The sequence below is a fragment of the Providencia alcalifaciens DSM 30120 genome (assembly GCF_000173415.1).
Classification (GTDB): Bacteria; Pseudomonadota; Gammaproteobacteria; order Enterobacterales; family Enterobacteriaceae; genus Providencia; species Providencia alcalifaciens.
This window is the reverse complement of record NZ_ABXW01000044.1, coordinates 30197-50350: the sequence shown is the minus strand read 5'-3', so window position 1 is coordinate 50350 and position 20154 is coordinate 30197. Positions and strand designations below refer to the sequence as shown.

Genomic DNA, 20154 nt, shown 5'->3' with positions numbered 1-20154 from the left:
TCGAATTCCTATCAATTAGCATTAATTCAATTGTTTATATCTATTTTAAAAAAAATAGATTGTTTTTATAATGCCCGTTAATGTTTGATGGAGTTTTATTTAGAGTGAGGTGAGTGTGTACATGTCAGAAAAACAAAATATTTATGCTTTACTTGGCAACCATCTTCGTAAGGCAAGGGTTCGTAAGGGATTATCAGGGCAGGAATTAGCGACTATTATCCAACTTAGCCAGCAGCAAGTATCTCGATATGAACTTGGCGTTAATAAGCTTAGTTTAGATAAATTAATCGAGATTGCTATTTTACTTGAAATGGATATTCATGAAATTACAACGATGATAGCTCGGCAATTTGAAAAAGAAAAAAATAATTCTGAAGAAGTCATGTTAGCAAGTTTTTAATTTATTTAAATGGGAAGACTATCCGATAGTTTAAAAAAACTATAATGATTAAATGATTTTAATTATTAATTCTTTATTATTATTAAGTAATGAATTATCACGTTCTGACGATTCTGCTTTTAAATGATAAAAGCAGATAACGATAAAATTAGATTAATATTTTTTATAAAAATATTCTTACTTTGCCTTTATTGATACATTTAATTCGTTTTTTCACCGTGTTAGTTCATATTTAAGCTAAATTTAGTGAAAAGTTCTCATGGTTTTATCGAGGGCGGTGTGCTTAAATGTGCGGCAATTCAACATGGAAAAAGGGCTGTTTTAAATGGTTAGGGCAATATGGATATTTGTCATATTCCTACTCGTCGGTTGTTCAACGACACCTTCAAAAACGGGTTACTATCTCGACCAGAGTTACCCGTCACAGAATACCAGCGAACGTATTCAGTTCATTGTTCTACATTACACTGTTTCTGATGATGCTCATTCAATCAAAACTTTGACGAAAGGAAAGGTAAGCTCTCACTACCTCATTCCGAGCCAACCTGCGCAAAAAAATGGTCAACCGGTAATTTTGCAGCTTGTTCCTGAACGTTTAAAAGCGTGGCATGCAGGCGATAGCCGTTGGCAGTATCATCATGGTCTTAATGATAGCTCGATAGGTATTGAGATTGTTAATGAAGGTTTTGTGAGAAAAAATGGTCAAGATATATGGCCACCTTTTAATGATTCACAGATTGATGCATTAATTCCATTACTGAAAGATATTATGCAACGCTATGATATCCCACCTGAAAATGTCATTGGCCACAGTGATATTGCGCCATTACGTAAGCAAGACCCTGGTCGCGCATTTCCGTGGCAATCATTAGCGCTACATGGAATAGGAGCTTGGCCAGATCCTCAAACAGTCACTAAATATTTGGCGGACCGGCAAGTTAATGCGCCTGTGAATGTGCTAAATCTACAAAAAGCCTTGAAATTTTATGGTTATGCGGGGATCCCACAGACAGGTAAGCTGGATAAAGAAACTAAGCAGACACTTCGGGCGTTCCAAATGCATTACCGCCCGCGGGATATTGATGGGCGACCTGATGCTGAAACAGAAGCCATCGCTTTAGCATTGATTGAAAAATATCGTAATATGCCGAAATTTAAACAATCTTTGAAATCGAACAAGCCAGAAGCCTCGTCTAATCAGCAGGGTGATTAGATAAGCAAGTGCGGGATTTTCCCGCACTTTTGCGATTTAGCGATTGGCACCATATTCATGGCTGATCTCTTTAGCAGCTTTGATCACCATCGCGCCAAGCTCAGTCACACGATCATCCGTGATCCGCGAAAGTGGACCTGAAATAGAGATCGCCGCAAATGCCTCTTTATGTTCATCATAAATACAAGCACCTATGCACCTTAATCCGAGGGCATGTTCCTCATCATCATAAGAAAATCCTTGTTTTTTAGCCTGTTGCAGATTGTCTTTCAATGCTGATGGGTTAGTCAAAGTATGTGGTGTATAGGCATGTAAGCCTTTTTTACTGAGTAAAGGAATCAACTGCTCTTCGGGTAAGTTGGCAATGAAGGCTTTTCCCGCGCCGGAGGCATGTAGAGGCAGCTTTCCGCCAATAGGGGCTGACATGCGCATTAATGCGTTACATTGCACTTGGTCAACAATCACCGCGTCATACTCAGTGTGATCCAAAATCGCTAAATTGACCGTTTCACCAGATTCTTCCATCAAACGACGTAATATAGGATGCACAAGGGCTAATAAATTACGACTTTCAAGGAAGCTACTGCCGATGATAAAGGCATGAGAAGCTATCACCCATAATCCGAGATCCCCTGTTTGACGCACGAAACCATGTTGTTCGAGGGTCATTAATAAACGGTGGGTGGTGGAATTAGGTAAACCTGCTTGAAGGGCTAAATCAGTGAGAGCGATCCCACCAGTTGATTCGGAAATGTATTCCAAAAGCGTCAGCCCACGGCTTAAGGATTGAACTTGTCCGGCAGCAGTTGCCCCACTTGCAGGTCCCTTTGCCTTCTTTATTTTTTTAGTAATTGGTGAAGCCGCCATCAAGTGTCTCCTGACAGGAATGAATATTCGTTTCTATTATGAATGATTTCACCCAAAAATACTCATCGGATCAGCAAAAAGTCGATCTTTGGCAACCTGAGAAACTCTCATCATGACGAATAATTTTCCAATCTTAAGTTGTGATAGGATGTGATTTATACAAATTTAGTTTATTTTCAATTTATTGATGGTTTAGCAATATCGTTATGTGGGGCTGATGGGGCCGAAGGATTATCATTTTTCAGGAGGACAGTGCAGTGTCCAGTAAGAAAAACCAATTAGAACAACAATTAAAAAATAGAATTTTAGTCCTTGATGGTGCAATGGGAACGATGATCCAGCGCCATAAACTCTCCGAAGAGCAGTTCCGAGGAGAGCGCTTTGCCGATTGGTCCAGTGATCTTAAAGGCAACAACGATCTGCTTGTCCTCACTCAGCCTGACATTATTCGTGATATTCATAACCAATATTTCGCCGCAGGGGCGGATATTATTGAAACCAATACGTTTAACTCCACCATCATCGCGATGGCGGATTATAAAATGGAAGCCCTTTCTGCTGAAATTAACGAGACCGCAGCTCGTCTTGCTCGTGAATGTGCTGATGAATGGACACGTAAAACGCCGGAAAAACCGCGTTATGTTGCTGGCGTTCTTGGACCCACAAACCGCACTGCCTCCATTTCTCCGGATGTGAATGATCCGGCATTTCGTAATGTCACGTTTGATCAGCTGGTGGAAGCTTATCGGGAGTCCACGCGATCGCTGATTAAAGGTGGTGCAGATCTGATCATGATCGAAACTATTTTTGATACGTTGAATGCCAAGGCCGCGATTTTTGCAGTTGAAACGGAGTTTGAAGCGTTAGGGATCCATTTGCCGGTGATGATCTCTGGCACAATTACGGATGCCTCGGGGCGGACGTTATCAGGGCAAACAACGGAAGCATTTTATAATTCTCTGCGCCATTCTCAGCCTATTTCTTTTGGGCTTAATTGTGCCTTAGGTCCTGATGAACTTCGTCAATATATCGCTGAATTATCTCGTATTTCAGAATGCTATGTAAGCGCCCATCCAAATGCGGGATTGCCAAACGCGTTTGGTGAATATGATCTTGATGCCCAAAATATGGCTCAGCAAATCCGTGAATGGGCAGAGGCCGGATTTTTAAATATTGTCGGTGGATGTTGTGGAACAACGCCGCTTCATATTCAAAAAATGGCACAAGCTGTTGAGGGAGTAAAACCTCGGCAGTTGCCAACGCTTCCTGTGGAATGTCGGTTATCCGGTCTAGAACCGTTGAATATCGGTGCACAGTCTTTGTTTGTGAACGTAGGGGAACGAACTAACGTTACCGGCTCAGCGAAATTTAAGCGCTTAATCAAAGAAGAAAATTACCAAGAAGCGCTTGATATCGCCCGCCAACAAGTGGAAAACGGCGCGCAGATTATCGACATTAATATGGATGAGGGAATGCTAGATTCCCATGCTGCGATGGTACGTTTTCTGAATTTGATTGCGGGTGAACCGGATATTGCTCGTGTGCCAATTATGATCGACTCCTCGAAATGGGATGTGATCGAAAAAGGGCTCAAATGCATTCAAGGCAAAGGGATTGTGAACTCTATTTCGATGAAAGAGGGAATCGATGCATTTATTGATCATGCAAAACTCGTTCGTAAATACGGCGCTGCTATGGTTGTCATGGCGTTCGATGAAGTGGGGCAAGCAGATACGCGAGCACGTAAAATTGAGATTTGCCGACGCGCCTACCAAATTTTAACCGAAACCGTCGGCTTTCCACCGGAAGATATTATTTTCGACCCGAACATTTTTGCAGTAGCGACAGGAATCGAAGAACACAATAACTATGCGGTTGATTTTATTGAAGTCTGCAAAGATATTAAAGATCAATTACCTCATGCTTTGATCTCTGGTGGGGTCTCAAACGTCTCTTTTTCATTCCGCGGTAATGATCCTGTGCGTGAGGCGATCCACGCTGTATTTTTGTATCACGCAATCCGAAACGGTATGGATATGGGGATCGTCAATGCGGGGCAATTGGCGATTTATGATGATCTTCCTATTGAGCTCAAAGATGCTGTGGAAGATGTGATTCTGAATCGTCGCGACGATGGGACTGAAAGGCTGTTAGAGCTGGCGGAAAAATACCGTGGGAGCGGTGGACAAGAGCAGCAAATTCAACAAGCGGAGTGGCGTAGTTGGGAAGTTGAAAAGCGTCTTGAGTATTCGTTAGTTAAAGGAATTACCGAATTTATTATTCAAGATACGGAAGAGACGCGGCAGCGAGCCGCAAGCCCGATTGAAGTGATTGAAGGTCCCTTGATGAATGGGATGAACGTGGTCGGGGATCTCTTTAGTGAAGGCAAAATGTTCCTGCCACAGGTGGTAAAATCAGCCCGTGTGATGAAACAAGCTGTCGCGTATTTAGAGCCGTATATTCAAGAATTAAAACAGTCTGGAAGTAGCGCAGGTAAAATTTTATTAGCCACCGTTAAAGGTGATGTACACGATATAGGGAAAAATATCGTGGGAGTCGTTTTACAATGTAATAACTATGAAATCATTGATTTAGGTGTCATGGTTTCATGTGAAACTATCCTGAAAACGGCTCGTGAGAAAAACGTGGATGTGATTGGGTTATCGGGACTCATCACGCCATCGTTGGATGAGATGGTGCATGTGGCAAAAGAAATGGAACGTCAAGGATTTACATTGCCACTGCTGATTGGTGGGGCGACAACCTCGAAAGCACATACCGCGGTGAAAATTGAACAAAACTATTCCGGACCAACTGTGTACGTGCAAAATGCGTCTCGCACAGTCGGTGTTGTCGCTGCGTTACTTTCAGACATTCAAAAGAATGACTTTGTTGCGCGAACGCGCCGTGAATATGACACCGTACGTCAGCAACACGGACGCAAAAAGCCAAGAACACCGCCCGTTCCATTAGAGGTTGCGCGTGCAAATGCAGTGAAGATTGATTGGCAACATTATCAGCCACCGGTCCCTAAATTCTTAGGCGTTCAGGAAGTGACTGCATCGATTAAGATATTGCGTGATTATATCGATTGGACGCCATTCTTTATGACGTGGTCATTGGCAGGCAAATACCCTCGTATTTTAGAAGATGAAGTTGTAGGGGAAGAGGCGCGTAAATTATTGGCGGATGCGAATGCGATGCTCGATAAGCTAGATAGCCAAAATTTACTCACACCCAAAGGAATTTTCGGGATTTTTCCTGCAAATCGTGTTGTTGATGATGTGGAGATCTATCGCTCTTCCGAACGGGATCAGGTGCAAGCGGTGTCACTTAATTTACGCCAACAGACACTGAAAACGGATTTTCCAAATTACTGTTTATCTGATTTTGTGGCGCCGAAAGAGAGCGGTAAAGCGGATTATATTGGTGCGTTTGCCGTCACAGGCGGGTTAGAGGAAGATACGCTAGCGGAACAATATGAAAATGCCCACGATGATTATAATAAAATTATGGTTAAAGCATTGGCAGATCGCTTAGCAGAAGCCTTTGCTGAGTATTTGCACCAACAGGTGAGAACGCAATATTGGGGTTATGCACCCGATGAAAGCCTGAGTAACGAAGAACTCATCCGTGAAAATTATCAAGGGATCCGTCCTGCTCCTGGCTATGCAGCTTGTCCTGAACACACGGAAAAAGAAAAAATCTGGCAGCTTCTGAATGTCGAAGACAAAATTGGAATGCAATTGACTAGCTCATATGCAATGTGGCCGGGGGCATCCGTATCAGGTTGGTACTTTAGTCATCCTGACAGTAAGTATTTTGCAGTGGCGCAGGTGCAAAAAGATCAGATTGAAGATTATGCCAAACGTAAAGGCATGACCGTAGCGGAATTAGAGCGCTGGTTAGCCCCGAACTTAGGGTATGATCCAGAGGATTGATTTTTCAGTTATTCGCCTCCATCTTATAGGTAAGAAATCTATTGGGAGCAAATGATGAGCTATGAATTTATAATTGAAGGAAAATTGCCGTCTTCGGCAGTTTATCCTTATCAGATCCAAAATAGTGCAGCACCAGACACATTTTTCATGAGTGAAAGTGCGGTGAGTGCCATGATGAGCATTTTGCAAATTATGGATAAGCTGGATACTGAAGATTCATTGACGGAACATTGCTTTAACCAAATTTGGTTAAGAAGTGAGTTAACGCCAGCGAGAGCGGAAGAAATTTATCTGTTCTTAGAAAACCAAGAGCGAGTTGAGCCGCTTCCTTCGCAAGAGGAGATTGATGCATTCTATCAAGCTCAGCAAGCGGAAGAGAAGTTACTCTCTAAAGAAAGCCCAAAAGAAGGTATGGTTCCGGTTCATAAATTCGCGACTAATGATGGCTGGTTAATTACAGCAAAAGAAAGCGAATTAATTGCTGAGGTATTTTCTGCAGAATTAGTGAGTGAAAACCATTTTGTGGTTTCTCAAATATCGACGCTATGTAAAATTAGCCACCAACAATTGGAATTGATTTTAATTGAATGGGGTAAATTTAATTTATTTGCGAGTAAACATGGCGGGTATCGCGTTAATTAATTCCCATAATTAAACCCTTCAATGAATAATAAGAGGGTGATTAGCTCGTTTTGTGACCAATTACGATAATCACCCAAATTATTTTCTTAAATATTCACTTCATTTGCTTATTTTCGACTTATAGTCCTTATGATTTTTGTATGGGAATGATATCTTATATAGCAGTGGTCAATGCCAAGCTGTGAGTATATGTCATGAAATTACCCTCTCTCTTATTTAGTTTCTGCATTATCTGTGCCCCTTATGTGCAAGCAGAGCCAATAGAGTCGGGTGAATTTCATCATCAATCTTCAAAAGTGGTCGATAACCCGTCTTCAACCCCGAATATTACCCCTGTGGTTTTAGCGCCTCAGGCGGATTCAGCATTAGTGGAACCTTTTCCTAAAGCGCTTGAAGTGACTGAGCCAACCCATCTGCCAACTGATTTTCAAAGTCGTATTAAAGACGCAAATGCGGGCAAAGTAGATGCCATGATTGATGTTGGCGTTGCTTATTTAGATGGTACTGATTTTCTCGATGCTGATGAAAATAAAGCGTATTACTGGTTTAAAAAAGCCTCTGATTTAAATAGTAATGATGGCGATTATTATATTGGTATGCTGGCACAGCGGAAAAACGATTATGTGCAAGCGGAGAGCTGGTATCGCAAGTGCGCCGAAAAAGGTGATGCATATTGCCAATACGCCATGGGCTATTTATTTGAGCGCGGCTTAGGCGTCGAAAAAGACTATAAACAAGCCCGTGCTTGGTATTATGAAGCGGCTGAGCAAGAGCAAGAATATGCACAGTTTGCGATTGGTCTTTTTTACCACGATGGGCTCGGTGGTGATATTGATTATGATAAAGCGCTGACATGGTATGAGCGCAGTGCAAGTAATGGTGTGGCTTCCGCAGTCAATAACTTAGCCGTAATGTATGAAAACGGCGAAGGGATGGAAAAGGATGAAAGTACGGCAATTTATCTGTATCGCCAAGCAGCGAATATGGGCTCACCAGTTGCACAAAAAAATATGGGTGATTTTTATCATAAAGGTCATCCGCCGTTAGTTGAACAAAATAGCTACCAAGCCGTTTATTGGTATAAACGTGCCGCGACGCAAGGTGAATTAGCTGCGCAATATGCGTTAGCGCAAGCCTATGAACAAGGTGACGGCGTTGGGCAAGATTTGAGTGAAGCATTCAAATGGTATCAAATGGCGGCAGATAATGAATCCGCTGAAGGTGCCATGAAAGTGGCGGAGTATTATGAAAAAGGACTGGGTGGTATTAAGCCCGATATGGTCAAAGCGATTCAATGGTATATGGAGCTTGCGGATTCAGACATTGTTGAAGCTCAATTAAAACTCGCCAATTTATACCTAGCCGGTCAGATTAAGGACGTCGATATCCAGCAAATTGTTAAGTGGCTGCAAGCCACTGAGAAAGACAATATGGATGCCAAAAACCAGTTAGCAATTTTTTACCTGACAGGAACTGGCGTTCAACAAGATAGCCAAAAAGCACGATCGCTCTTAGAGTCTGCCGCTTTCAATGAAAACAGTGATGCGCAAAATAACCTCGGTGTGATGTATGCGAGAGGGGAAGGCGGGAGCAAGAATATCTTCCGTGCCATTATGTGGTTTGAGCGAGCAGATAAATTAGGGAATGTGACCGCAAAAAATAACTTAGCATTATTGGAAAAAAACCAAGATGCGAAAGCCAACATGCTGGAATACACGGAAAGTGTAAAAAATTCATTACCTTCTAAAAAATGAATGAACAACATCCTTGATCCATTGACTTCTGTAAGCCAATAGTCTTATTGATGTTATTGGCTTCTTAATCATTAATATACATTTTACTGTATTACCATATTTTCAAAATATCATTCTGATATTATTGATAATTATTTTAACTGCACTTTTTCTGATGTCTTTTTTAAAAGACATTACCGATTTACAACACCATAAAAATTATCAATCTTTGTGAATTAGGATGGTATTTTTATTTACCTAAATAATGAAGTATAGTTTTATTAACTGGTTCTTTGTTGAGTATTTGTTGTGAATATCTCTATTAGAGTAGAACGAGTTTAGTTGTTTTTTGAGTATGAAAAAATGAGGTGTCAAATGAGCACTTATTGTTTTTTTATTAAATCCGACGAAGTGGTTGCGTTGGAGATGACGGAAAGCCAAGCAGCGGCAGAGTTGCTGAATGCGGGTTACCAAAAGCAGTTTGAAGAGATAGATGCGAATACCAAAGAATTAGCGCTAGCACGCTTTGCTGATATTCGTGGAGAAGAGTTGAAAAGTACCTATGCTTTTGCGGGAGAGTCAACTTTTAGCGGGCTAATTACGTCTTTCCTTAGCCGCTAGCTTTATTTCTTTATCATCAAGTCAAACGGGCAATCAAAAGATTGCCCGTTATCGTTTTTATCTCACTGTGATTCTAACAGACGCTTACTCAAAAAGATTGCTGTGCAAAGTACGCACAATTTCTTCCACATCGTTACCGGGGACAAGCAAGCAGATATTATGGCTGCTCGCACCGTAACTGATCATGCGAATGTTGAATGACTCCAGCACCCCAAAAATTTGTTTACCGAGCCCGTTGACTTGTGACAGCTGGTTACCGATGATTGCGACGAGCGCAAGGTCTTCTTCAACCTCCACACGACACAGAGCCGATAACTCCGTCATTAAGGCATTGGTCAGTAAACTGCCATTCGTGCCGGTGGAGCCCGTTGTATCTAAAGTGAGCGCCACACTGACTTCCGAGGTGGTTATCAAATCGACTGAAATATTATGGCGCAGTAAGATAGTAAATATTTCAGCAAGAAAACCGCGAGCATGCAGCATTTTCAAACTGTGCAATGTCAGTAATGTTTGTTTGCGACGTAGTGCTAACGCCCTAAATTGTGGTGGGTTTTCCGTTTTATCGCTTACAATGGTGCCGCCAGCTTCTGGCGCTTTACTTGATCCGACAAAAACAGGGATCCCCGCACGTACGGCTGGCAATAATGTCGCTGGGTGCAGAATTTTTGCCCCGAAAGTTGCCATTTCGGCGGCTTCGTCAAAAGCGATTTCATCGATTTTCTGAGCATTTGGGACTACACGAGGATCGGTCGTGTAAATTCCCGGAACATCAGTCCAAATATCCACACGAGACAGATTCAATACTTCAGCGAGAAGCGCCGCGGTGTAATCACTGCCTCCGCGACCTAATGTAGTTGTGCGTCCTTTGGCATCACGACCAATAAATCCTTGGGTGATAATAATGGAATTGTCTAAACGGGGTAGCAAGTGCTGCTGAGCAAGTACGTGTAGCTGCTCAAGATCCGGTTCAGCACGACCAAATTGTTCGTTGGTTCTCATTACTTTTCGGACATCGAACCACTGCGAAGATGCCCCACGTTGGCGTAATACTTCGACAAACAATAAGGTCGACATAATTTCGCCGTGGCTGACCATTTCATCCGTTAAGGCATCGGAGGTGGCAAGTGAGGCTGAATCAGCTAAATGGGCAATATTTTCAAGTAAGCGGTCAATTTCTTCGCGAATGACATCCGCCGTTTGCAGATGTTCAATAATGTCATATTGAGTCTGTTTAACTTGTTGCAGTAGCTCGTTACGTTTATCAGTGTCACAACCTTCGGCAAGTTCAATGAGCAAATTGGTGATCCCCGCACTAGCAGAGAGTACAACCACTCGCACATGGTTATTTGCCAGTACGATATCCGCACTTTTATTCATGGCATCGAAGTTAGCGACGCTAGTGCCGCCGAATTTTGCGATAACAAACTGATTACTGCCAGCTACTGTATTCATTTTCTCAATCCCTTTAATTAAACCGCCTATCTTTAAATAGTGCATAAATCCAAAATAATTCGTGTGGTGCTGGCTGAATCAGGTAAGACATCAACAGCTTGAAATACGTTGGAGTAATAGATTTATCGACTTTGGCACGTATCGTCAATGATGAATCAAGGTAAATCAGTAATTCTAATGATGGATAAAAGATTATCGGTTTTCTCAATACCTTTTCGGGTATGAGATGACAGTTGGTGTTAGGTTTGGGAGAATAGACTTAATGACAGCAAATTATGAGAACGCAGAAAACCGATAAGCTTCGTGTTCTCTGCGAGTTACAATCTATTTTTATTTGAAATTGTTTTGGGAGTGTTATCCATGAAAAGTATCAATCCAAGCCAAACGGCGGCATGGCGAGCGCTAGAGCAGCATTATGCAGAAATGAAAAATGTGCATATGCGTGACTTATTTGCACAAGATGCACAGCGCTTTACGAAGTTTTCTGCCACTTTTGATGATCAAATCTTAGTGGATTTCTCCAAAAACCGTATTACGCAAGACACATTAGACAAACTTTTGGCATTAGCCAAAGAGACGCAACTGGAAGATGCTATCAAAAGTCTGTTTAGTGGTGAAAAAATCAACCGCACCGAAGACCGTGCGGTACTGCACACGGCATTGCGTAATCGCGACAATACACCGGTGCTGGTGGATGGCAAAGATGTTATGCCAGACGTGAATGCCGTACTGGAAAAGATGCAACAGTTCAGCGCGCGTATTATTAGTGGTGAGTGGAAAGGGTACACTGGTAAAGCAATTACGGATGTTGTGAACATTGGTATTGGTGGCTCAGATCTGGGTCCATTCATGGTGACTGAGGCGCTACGTCCTTATAAAAACCATTTGAATATGCATTTTGTTTCTAACGTCGATGGCACTCAAATTGCGGAAACGCTGAAAGACCTCAATCCAGAAACGACGCTCTTCCTCATCGCATCCAAAACCTTTACGACTCAAGAAACCATGACCAATGCGCACTCTGCTCGTGAGTGGTTATTGACGTTCGCTAAAGATGAAAAGCATATTGCGAAGCATTTTGTTGCGTTATCAACCAACAGTGAACAAGTTGCAAAATTTGGTATTGATACCAATAACATGTTCGAATTTTGGGATTGGGTTGGTGGTCGTTACTCTCTGTGGTCAGCGATTGGTTTATCAATTGTTTTATCCGTGGGATATGATAATTTCGTTCAATTATTGAGCGGCGCTCATGCGATGGATAAACACTTCACGCAAACCCCTCTAGAAAGTAATATCCCCGTATTGTTAGCGCTGATCGGCATCTGGTATAACAACTTTTTTGGTTCAGAAACTGAAGCGATTCTTCCATACGATCAATACATGCATCGTTTCGCTGCTTATTTCCAACAAGGCAATATGGAGTCGAATGGGAAATACATCGACCGAAATGGTCATGCCGTATCCTACCAAACGGGTCCGATTATTTGGGGTGAGCCAGGGACTAATGGTCAGCACGCATTCTACCAGCTGATCCACCAAGGAACTAAAATGATCCCATGTGATTTTATTGCACCAGCGGTGACTCACAACCCATTAGGCGATCATCACGATAAACTGCTTTCTAATTTCTTTGCACAAACTGAAGCGTTAGCATTCGGTAAAACCCGCGAAGTGGTTGATGCGGAATTTGCAGCACAAGGTAAAACGGTAGCAGAGATGGAGTATGTTGCACCTTACAAAGTATTTGAAGGTAACCGCCCAACTAACTCTATTTTGCTGAAAGAGATTACCCCGTACTCATTAGGTGCGCTGATTGCGATGTATGAGCATAAAATTTTCACCCAAGGCGCAATTTTGAATATTTTCACCTTTGACCAATGGGGTGTGGAATTAGGTAAGCAACTGGCGAGCCGAATTCTACCAGAGTTGGAAAATAGTCAGGCTGTTGCCAGCCATGACAGCTCAACGAATGGCTTGATTAATTGCTATAAAAACTGGCGTTAATGACGTTTTTTTAAGCGACTAATAGCCTGTAATTGGCAGGCTATTAGTATCCTAATAAAATATGGTATCTGAGCTAACTCATTATAAATCAAATATTTTTTACAAAATTTTCACAATTTGTGTTGAATTAGTGACTTTTTATATAAATTGTTATCTATCTTTAACCTTGCACTATCACAACGTGCTATTCTATCGCCCAATAATTTAGATGAACGATGCTGGTTGTGGCTTTAACACGCTAGAGTAGCAATCAGGGGATAACCATAATTTCTATGGTGGAATTTGATTGAATGCATGAAACGATTTTTACCTCTCATCCTATAAGTTGGTTCGTAGAAGGCGAAGAGAGTGTTCCTGAAAATGTATTAGGTTGGTTGCAAGAGCAAAGGTCGATGACCAAACGGTTTGAGCAGCATTGTCAGAAAGTGACGGTGATACCTTATTTAGAACGCTATATCTCACTGGATATGCTCACCACCGACGAACAAAAATGCTTACCAATTAGTGAGCGTTATTGGCTACGGGAAGTGATTATGTATGGGGATAATATCCCTTGGTTGATTGGCAGAACGCTGATCCCAGAAGAGACGCTCACCGATAATGACAAAAAATTAGTCGAGCTTGGGCGAGTCCCATTAGGGCGCTATCTCTTTAGTCATGAACACCTAACCCGAGATTATATTGAAATGGGCACCAGTGCTGACCGCTGGGTTCGCCGTTCCTTACTTAGACTGTCCCAAAAACCATTATTATTAACCGAAATATTTTTACCTGAATCACCTGCATATAGATAACTATCTAACATAATTCAAATGACGTTTATGGGTAAAATAGAAGCATAAAGGAGCACGACAACGTGGAGGGAAGTATGGCGCTAAGTAAATGGCATGCATACAGCCGTTTAATGCGTATTGATAGACCTATTGGTTCACTCTTATTGCTGTGGCCAACCTATTGGGCGCTGTGGATTGCGGCCCAAGGCTCGCCAAGTTTGCATATCCTGATTGTCTTTACGGCGGGTGTATTTTTTATGCGTGCCGCAGGCTGTGTTATCAACGATTTTGCTGATCGTCATTTTGATGGACATGTGGAAAGAACCAAGCATCGCCCATTACCGAGCGGCGATGTCACTGAAAAAGAAGCGAAAATTTTATTCGCTGCGTTGGTGGGACTCTCCTTCTTGTTGGTTTTGACCTTAAATACCATGACCATTTGGTTATCGGTAGCGGGGTTAGCGTTAGCGTGGATTTACCCGTTTGTGAAACGCGTAAGTCATTTACCTCAAGTGGTCTTGGGTGCTGCATTTGGCTGGTCTATCCCAATGGGGTTCTCCGCAGTTAGTGAGTCTTTACCTTTAGTGTGTTGGTTACTGTTTTTGGTCAATATTATCTGGTCAGTGATTTATGACACACAATATGCCATGGTTGACCGTAATGACGATTTAAAAATTGGTGTGAAGTCGACAGCCATTTTATTTGGTCAATATGACAAACGTATCATTGGGCTGTTGCAGGTTGTGATGATAGGACTACTGGTTGTGATAGGTGTCTTAGCCAACTTAGGTCTTGTCTATTATGGCTCATTGGTGCTTGCCGCTGCGTTGTTTGTTTATCAGCAGCAATTGATGATAAACCGTGAACGAGCTCCCTGCTTTAAAGCGTTTATGAATAATAACTATGTCGGTTTAATTCTGTTTTTCGGTATGGTTGTCAGCTATTTCTAATCAGTGAAATGGATAAAAAAAGGGTAATGCAAATGCATTACCCTTTTTTGTTGGTGCGTCTCGCTGACTTGTGAGATTACTCTTTCGGTACTTCTGAGCTTGATTCGGTCGTTTCCGGTGTGCTTATTGGTGCCGGTTTCGGTGCTGAAAGCTCTTCAGTTTGGCTCACGCTTTCAATGGTCAAACGGATTTCCGGTGACATTAAGTGGGCAAGCACTGCATACAGTTTTTTCGCATTGGTAGAGAAAATATCGTTCTCGTTATTATCGATGTACCCTTCATCTTTGAGTGTATCGACTAATGTCGAGAACACGGCCTTATCAAAGAATTCAGGGGCATTAATACCGTGTAGAACAGACAGACGCTGCGCGAGCATGCGGCTTTCTTTTTCCAATGTATTGCGGCTGACTTCTGGGCTTGCATTGAGTAATGATAGCGTGATGGCATAACGTTGCAGTGTTTCACGAACACCTGCTGCCAGCAGCTGTAAAGGACGAATACGGCGAGGATTTAATACCACCATATTATCGTCTTTCAGGCAGATCAACTTTTGGCTGTTCAGCTCATCAATCAATGTATCCACAGTGCTGACGAGTGCGTTAGTGTCATAACGCATAAAGAGTTCAGCTTTCAGGAATGGGTAAATCAGCCCAACTTGCTGGTGGATTTCTTCACGACTAATACGTTCATGGTGTAGCACCATGCTGGCTATCAGTGATGGCAGAACCAGTAAATGATGGATATTGTTACGGTAGTAAGTCATTAAGACGGCATTTTCGCGAGGCAGGATAATGATATCCCCCATGCTATCTTTTTCGACTTCAAACTTATTCATCTGCAATGCGTGTTCGAGAAGCTCTTCTGCCGTTTTGTTCGGCGTCGTTGCATCTGCGGTATAAGGTACATTACGCAGTAGTTGCAGATAGCATTCGATTTGCTCAATCAGTTGTTCGCGGGTCAGTGAACGTTGACGCGACGCTAACAGTGCTGTTGAACATAAGTTAATCGCGTTAGCGGCTGCCGCATTATTGATATTCACCATAATGTTATCAGCCAAACTACTGACCGTTGGGTTCAACCAGGTTGGGCGCTGAGGCTCAATAGGGTCAATGGATTCACGCCAATTAGGTACGCGATTATTTAAGTATTGGGTGAGTGAAATTGGCTGACCAAAATTCACATAGCCCTGACCTAAATTACGTAACTTACGTAAACCACGTACCATCGAGAAGAAGCCTTCTTTCTCTTTTTCCGCGCCACGTAATTCTTTCGCATAAGTTCCCACTTCCATCACATGTTCGTATCCAATATAGATAGGGACGATAGTGATAGGGCGAGAGTCTCCACGTAACATGGCCTGCAAGGTCATCGACAAGGTACCGGTTTTAGGTTCCAGCAAGCGACCTGTACGTGAGCGTCCACCTTCCACAAAGTACTCAATCGAATAGCCGCGAGCAAAGAGCTCACTGAGGTATTCGCGGAATACGGTAGAATAGAGTTTATTGCCTTTAAACGTACGACGAATAAAGAATGCCCCTAAACGGCGGAAAATGGGACCTGCTGGCCAGAAATTGAGGTTAATACCAGCTGCAATGTGCGGTGGTACCAGCCCTTGATGATAGAGAACATATGAAAGCAGCAAGTAGTCCATGTGGCTACGATGGGACGGCACATAGACAATTTCATGACCATCTTGAGCCAATTGACGAACACGTTCAGCATGCTGAACGTTAATCCCTTGATACAAGCGGTTCCATGTCCAACCTAAAACTCGGTCAGTGAGTCGTACTGCTTCATATGAGAAGTTAGCGGCGATCTCTTCCATCATCGCCACGGCATTTTGCTGGGCTTTTTGTAATGGAATTTTTTTGCTGCGAGCTTCATCTTCGACGGCTTTTTCAATCGCTTTAGAAGAAAGTAATTTATTAAAAAGCTCATAACGTGCAGGCAGTTTTGGACCGACAGCCGCCAAACGTTGGCGAGAGTAATGAATACGCGCCACACGAGCGAGTTTATTGGCAATAATCGTGTCGGTACCATGCTCTTGCGCCATTTGACCCAGTGAAATACTGGGTGAAAAGCGTACAAAGCTATCGCGCCCTAACCAAAGGACGGCGAAGAATTTTTGCACACCGTTTAGTAATTTCAGGGGTGCAGGCTTATGGCCTTCGCGTCCAGGCGCTCGCCCGAACATGACCGATGCTGGCAGCATTTGAATATCTAGATTTGGATTATTTTTATGCAAATCAAGATACGCATGGAATATTTTTACTGACTCTTTACGTGGATCTGGAGAGTAGTAACGGAATACACGCGGACCATCATCAATGAACACATAGGCAGGGAGCTGGGTGCCATTGATGTCGTTATCCACGAGAGGATCAGGTAAACCAATCGCTAAGCATTGTTGGCGAAGCGTGAGAAGGTCGGACTTTGAGTGATATGGCAAAACGTACAGCGTTGGCTTGTTTGGATCAAGCTGCAACTCTGTTATCGGGTCCGTTGGAATTAGTTTACTTTTTACCAATAATTTCAGTGGTAAATTCAACGTGTTGTAATATATTTTACGCCATAGTGACATAAACGATTATAGCCTCTTGTTAGTAATGCTGCGCAATCATATCAGAAAGCAGTGTTTAGATCTGTTATCGATAATTCACTTTGACTGCAAAAGTTGATTATTGTTTAAAAATTAAGGAAAAAATATGGCAAGTCAAACTAAGGGACTCACGCGAGTTATCAAAGCAGCTGGGTACTCCCTTAAGGGTTTAAAAGCAGCATGGGTGAATGAAGCCGCATTTAGGCAGGAAGCAGTTGCTGCTATTATTGCGATAATTATAGCTTTTTACTTGGACATTAGCCAAATTGATAGAATTTTACTGATCGGTTCAGTGGTTTTAGTCGCGATCGTCGAGTTAATAAACAGCGCTATTGAAGCCGTTGTTGACCGTGTTGGCACGGAATATCATGAATTATCGGGCCGAGCAAAAGATATTGGCTCCGCCGCGGTCTTTGTCACCATTGGATTGGCGTTATTTATTTGGGCTACCGTTCTCTGGGAACGTTATTTCGCACTTTAATAGTCTAAAAATAACAAAAGAGAGAAAAAGCAAAGAATTCAGCAATAAATTACAGATTTTGGCTAATTTAACAGTTCCCAATCCCCATTTACCTGTATATACTCACAGTTTGACTGTATAAACAAACAGGGGAACGGGATGAAAGCACTGACAGCTCGACAGCAGCAAGTTTACGATCTGGTGCGTGACCACATTTCGCAGACGGGCATGCCACCAACACGCGCTGAAATAGCAGCAAGTTTGGGATTTCGTTCGCCTAATGCGGCAGAAGAACATTTAAAAGCCTTAGCTCGTAAAGGGGTTATTGAAATTGTTTCTGGAGCTTCCAGAGGCATTCGTCTGTTGTTAGAAGAAGAAACCGAAGATTTAGGGCTTCCTCTGATTGGGCGTGTCGCCGCCGGCGAACCATTGCTTGCACAAGAACATATTGAAAGTCACTACCAAGTTGACCCAGAGTTATTTAAACCTCATGCGGATTTTTTATTGCGTGTGAATGGTATGTCGATGAAGGATATCGGCATCATGGATGGTGATTTACTCGCGGTGCATAAAACTCAGAATGTCCATAATGGACAAATAGTTGTGGCTCGTATCGAGGATGAAGTCACCGTTAAGCGCTTTAAACAACAAGGCAATCGCGTTGAATTGATTGCTGAAAACCCTGAGTTTGCGCCAATCGTTGTTGATTTACGCGAACAGAATTTTACTATTGAAGGGTTAGCTGTTGGGGTTATCCGTAATAGTGACTGGCATTGATGATGAGTGATTGAGTCTGGTAGCAGACTCAATATCTCTTTTTATCGGGTGTTTTTTCTTTATATTGTTCTTCCGTTTATATAGGCTTTTCTTTTTATATAGCCATATAACTCTTATTCACTTCGCTCTATCTATCTATCTATCTATCTATCTATCTATCTATCTATCTATCTATTGCCTCTGCCATTAGGTTGTTATCTATTATAGCTATGGCGCGAGACGTAAATCTTATTAACCTTGGCTGATAGGTTTTTTACGGTTTTTTCTTTGGATTAGATGAGGACTGATGGTCATGATCGCAATGTTCATGATCTTGGCAACTGGTGATTTCAACGCATTTTTGGCATAAACCATGGTTTTCTACAACGGTATGCCTGAGATGAAAATGATTTTCTTCAGCAAGCGTACTAATAGCCTTTTCTATGGTTGTACAATCACTTTCCGTCACATTCCCACAATTATCACAAATCAACATCACTGAGATATGGCTTGGATTATCCACATGGTGGCAGACCACATAACTGTTTGTGGATTCAATTTTATGGATAAACCCTTGTTCCATTAGGAACTCTAAGCCGCGGTAAACAGTAGGGGGTTTAGCTTGAGGTTCTATTTCACGCAGCAAATCAAGAAGGTCGTAGGCACTAATCGCCCCATGTTGCTGTGCAATTAGTCGTAAAACCGTTTCTCTTTGTGGAGTTAAACGAACACCTCGAGACTGGCAAATACGTTCGGCCGTCGTAAGCAGCATATCTTCACTGATTATTGTCATCTTGTCTGGCCCCACCTAAATAGCGCTTCAAATGTTTATTACTGTTTAGTTTATCATAACTTCGGCTCCTGTTGCGTTTGAAATGATGTTTATGGAATAAACAATTTTCCCTACAATTAATACAGAGTTTTAACTTTAATAAACGTATGGTTAATAAACAACAGATACCTTATTTAAATGGTCAGCTTTTTTATTTTAAATAAAACTCTAATTGCTACATTTTGGTTAATAAATTGACGATTTATTTAACCAAATAAAAACAAATATTGAGATTTATGGTTACTGCTTGATGAGTATTTTAATTAAGACTTATCTTACCGTCTGTTTTTTATATAGCAATTACTTGTGTAAAAGTGACTATTCTTGGGTGTTAAATCTAATAAATTTTCCTTTTGTTGGGTTGTTAGTTTGTAAATAAATATAAATATAGATTTTTATAATTATAAGATTTTTGCAATATTTTGAGATTTTTATAAATACAAAATGAAGTCTTCATATAAATCTTTCTAAGTAATTTATTATTTCTTCAAGTTTGCTTACTCATTTAATGCTTAAAGCTTGTTTATGTCAGTTTTTCGATATAAAAAACCAAGCGAACTCTCTATTTGGGTGTTTTTTGACAACATATATCACATATGTAGAATTGACATCAGAAAATATCACAAGGTAGTCATCAGAATTCATTTAGTGTTCTATATCAATTTTAATTAATTAATGAATGAATCAATAATTAATTTGGAAGTGAGAATGTTGGCTCAATGATTTCTGTTTTTTAAATCACATAGATGAGATGGATCTTGTTTATATAAAAAAAATCTCTAACCTGAATGAAATTCATCAAGTAGGAAAGCTAGAGGAATCTTCAAGGGCGCACTACTTAAGTAAAGAAACTTAATTCTGCATCGTAGAAACAGGAAAGAGAAATAGCAGTTCCTACTCATTCAAAG

Annotated in this window: 15 protein-coding genes; 11 read left to right on the top strand and 4 right to left on the bottom strand. The window is 41.6% G+C overall.

Annotated features, from left to right (window positions below; all coding sequences use genetic code 11):
* Positions 1-121 precede the first annotated feature (121 nt).
* Together PROVALCAL_RS07565 and PROVALCAL_RS07560 are read left to right on the top strand one after the other, a co-directional pair.
* Positions 122-400 carry a helix-turn-helix domain-containing protein gene (locus PROVALCAL_RS07565; protein ID WP_006658591.1) on the top strand — a complete coding sequence of 93 codons (279 nt, stop codon included), beginning with the start codon at positions 122-124 and terminating at the stop codon, positions 398-400.
* Positions 401-725: 325 nt separating this feature from the next.
* Positions 726-1613: an N-acetylmuramoyl-L-alanine amidase gene (locus PROVALCAL_RS07560; protein ID WP_006658590.1), complete on the top strand. Its 888-nt coding sequence runs from the start codon at positions 726-728 to the stop codon at positions 1611-1613.
* A 36-nt stretch (positions 1614-1649) separates the two neighbouring features.
* Here PROVALCAL_RS07560 and iclR read toward each other — a convergent pair whose 3' ends face one another.
* Positions 1650-2480: a glyoxylate bypass operon transcriptional repressor IclR gene (gene iclR, locus PROVALCAL_RS07555; RefSeq protein WP_006658589.1), complete on the bottom strand. Its 831-nt coding sequence runs from the start codon at positions 2478-2480 to the stop codon at positions 1650-1652.
* A 257-nt stretch (positions 2481-2737) separates the two neighbouring features.
* Between iclR and metH the strand changes: the two genes are divergently transcribed.
* The 4 genes from metH to PROVALCAL_RS07535 all read left to right on the top strand — a co-directional run bounded on the left by metH (position 2738) and on the right by PROVALCAL_RS07535 (position 9417).
* On the top strand, positions 2738-6421 hold the full coding sequence (gene metH, locus PROVALCAL_RS07550; protein ID WP_006658587.1) for a methionine synthase: 3684 nt from the start codon (positions 2738-2740) through the stop codon (positions 6419-6421).
* Positions 6422-6475: 54 nt separating this feature from the next.
* Entirely contained in the window at positions 6476-7063 is a 588-nt protein-coding gene (locus PROVALCAL_RS07545) for a hypothetical protein (protein WP_006663385.1), read from the top strand.
* 194 nt (positions 7064-7257) lie between these two features.
* Positions 7258-8817: a tetratricopeptide repeat protein gene (locus PROVALCAL_RS07540; RefSeq protein WP_006658585.1), complete on the top strand. Its 1560-nt coding sequence runs from the start codon at positions 7258-7260 to the stop codon at positions 8815-8817.
* A gap of 354 nt (positions 8818-9171) precedes the next feature.
* A complete protein-coding gene (locus PROVALCAL_RS07535; RefSeq protein ID WP_006658584.1) occupies positions 9172-9417 on the top strand; it encodes a hypothetical protein in 246 nt (81 codons plus the stop codon).
* An 84-nt stretch (positions 9418-9501) separates the two neighbouring features.
* Here PROVALCAL_RS07535 and lysC read toward each other — a convergent pair whose 3' ends face one another.
* A complete protein-coding gene (lysC, locus tag PROVALCAL_RS07530) occupies positions 9502-10869 on the bottom strand; it encodes a lysine-sensitive aspartokinase 3 (protein WP_036968598.1) in 1368 nt (455 codons plus the stop codon).
* Positions 10870-11229: 360 nt separating this feature from the next.
* On the opposite strand from lysC, the gene pgi reads away from it, so the two are divergent.
* From pgi to ubiA, 3 genes are all read left to right on the top strand, one after another.
* Positions 11230-12876: a glucose-6-phosphate isomerase gene (gene pgi, locus PROVALCAL_RS07525; protein ID WP_006658582.1), complete on the top strand. Its 1647-nt coding sequence runs from the start codon at positions 11230-11232 to the stop codon at positions 12874-12876.
* 290 nt (positions 12877-13166) lie between these two features.
* The gene (gene ubiC, locus PROVALCAL_RS07520) at positions 13167-13670 is read left to right on the top strand and encodes a chorismate lyase (protein ID WP_006658581.1); all 504 of its coding nucleotides are present in this window, start codon (positions 13167-13169) and stop codon (positions 13668-13670) included.
* Between the two features lie 74 nt (positions 13671-13744).
* Positions 13745-14599 carry a 4-hydroxybenzoate octaprenyltransferase gene (ubiA, locus tag PROVALCAL_RS07515; RefSeq protein WP_006658580.1) on the top strand — a complete coding sequence of 285 codons (855 nt, stop codon included), beginning with the start codon at positions 13745-13747 and terminating at the stop codon, positions 14597-14599.
* Between the two features lie 76 nt (positions 14600-14675).
* On the opposite strand, the gene plsB is transcribed toward ubiA, so the two are convergent.
* Positions 14676-17180 carry a glycerol-3-phosphate 1-O-acyltransferase PlsB gene (gene plsB / locus PROVALCAL_RS07510; protein WP_006658579.1) on the bottom strand — a complete coding sequence of 835 codons (2505 nt, stop codon included), beginning with the start codon at positions 17178-17180 and terminating at the stop codon, positions 14676-14678.
* A gap of 124 nt (positions 17181-17304) precedes the next feature.
* Here plsB and PROVALCAL_RS07505 point away from each other — a divergent pair, with 124 nt between their 5' ends.
* Both PROVALCAL_RS07505 and lexA read left to right on the top strand, forming a co-directional pair.
* Entirely contained in the window at positions 17305-17679 is a 375-nt protein-coding gene (locus tag PROVALCAL_RS07505; RefSeq protein WP_006658578.1) for a diacylglycerol kinase, read from the top strand.
* Between the two features lie 138 nt (positions 17680-17817).
* A complete protein-coding gene (lexA, locus tag PROVALCAL_RS07500) occupies positions 17818-18435 on the top strand; it encodes a transcriptional repressor LexA (protein WP_006658577.1) in 618 nt (205 codons plus the stop codon).
* A gap of 253 nt (positions 18436-18688) precedes the next feature.
* Here lexA and zur read toward each other — a convergent pair whose 3' ends face one another.
* Entirely contained in the window at positions 18689-19207 is a 519-nt protein-coding gene (gene zur, locus PROVALCAL_RS07495) for a zinc uptake transcriptional repressor Zur (protein WP_006658576.1), read from the bottom strand.
* Positions 19208-20154: the final 947 nt, after the last annotated feature.

What these genes read in the sequence shown, in the direction of transcription:
- PROVALCAL_RS07565 (WP_006658591.1), top strand. Translation starts at nt 122, where the DNA reads ATGTCAGAAAAACAAAATATTTATGCTTTACTTGGCAACCATCTTCGT.
- PROVALCAL_RS07560 (WP_006658590.1), top strand. Translation starts at nt 726, where the DNA reads ATGGTTAGGGCAATATGGATATTTGTCATATTCCTACTCGTCGGTTGT.
- iclR (WP_006658589.1), bottom strand. Translation starts at nt 2,480, where the DNA reads ATGGCGGCTTCACCAATTACTAAAAAAATAAAGAAGGCAAAGGGACCT.
- PROVALCAL_RS07545 (WP_006663385.1), top strand. Translation starts at nt 6,476, where the DNA reads ATGAGCTATGAATTTATAATTGAAGGAAAATTGCCGTCTTCGGCAGTT.
- PROVALCAL_RS07540 (WP_006658585.1), top strand. Translation starts at nt 7,258, where the DNA reads ATGAAATTACCCTCTCTCTTATTTAGTTTCTGCATTATCTGTGCCCCT.
- PROVALCAL_RS07535 (WP_006658584.1), top strand. Translation starts at nt 9,172, where the DNA reads ATGAGCACTTATTGTTTTTTTATTAAATCCGACGAAGTGGTTGCGTTG.
- lysC (WP_036968598.1), bottom strand. Translation starts at nt 10,869, where the DNA reads ATGAATACAGTAGCTGGCAGTAATCAGTTTGTTATCGCAAAATTCGGC.
- pgi (WP_006658582.1), top strand. Translation starts at nt 11,230, where the DNA reads ATGAAAAGTATCAATCCAAGCCAAACGGCGGCATGGCGAGCGCTAGAG.
- ubiC (WP_006658581.1), top strand. Translation starts at nt 13,167, where the DNA reads ATGCATGAAACGATTTTTACCTCTCATCCTATAAGTTGGTTCGTAGAA.
- ubiA (WP_006658580.1), top strand. Translation starts at nt 13,745, where the DNA reads ATGGCGCTAAGTAAATGGCATGCATACAGCCGTTTAATGCGTATTGAT.
- plsB (WP_006658579.1), bottom strand. Translation starts at nt 17,180, where the DNA reads ATGTCACTATGGCGTAAAATATATTACAACACGTTGAATTTACCACTG.
- PROVALCAL_RS07505 (WP_006658578.1), top strand. Translation starts at nt 17,305, where the DNA reads ATGGCAAGTCAAACTAAGGGACTCACGCGAGTTATCAAAGCAGCTGGG.
- lexA (WP_006658577.1), top strand. Translation starts at nt 17,818, where the DNA reads ATGAAAGCACTGACAGCTCGACAGCAGCAAGTTTACGATCTGGTGCGT.
- zur (WP_006658576.1), bottom strand. Translation starts at nt 19,207, where the DNA reads ATGACAATAATCAGTGAAGATATGCTGCTTACGACGGCCGAACGTATT.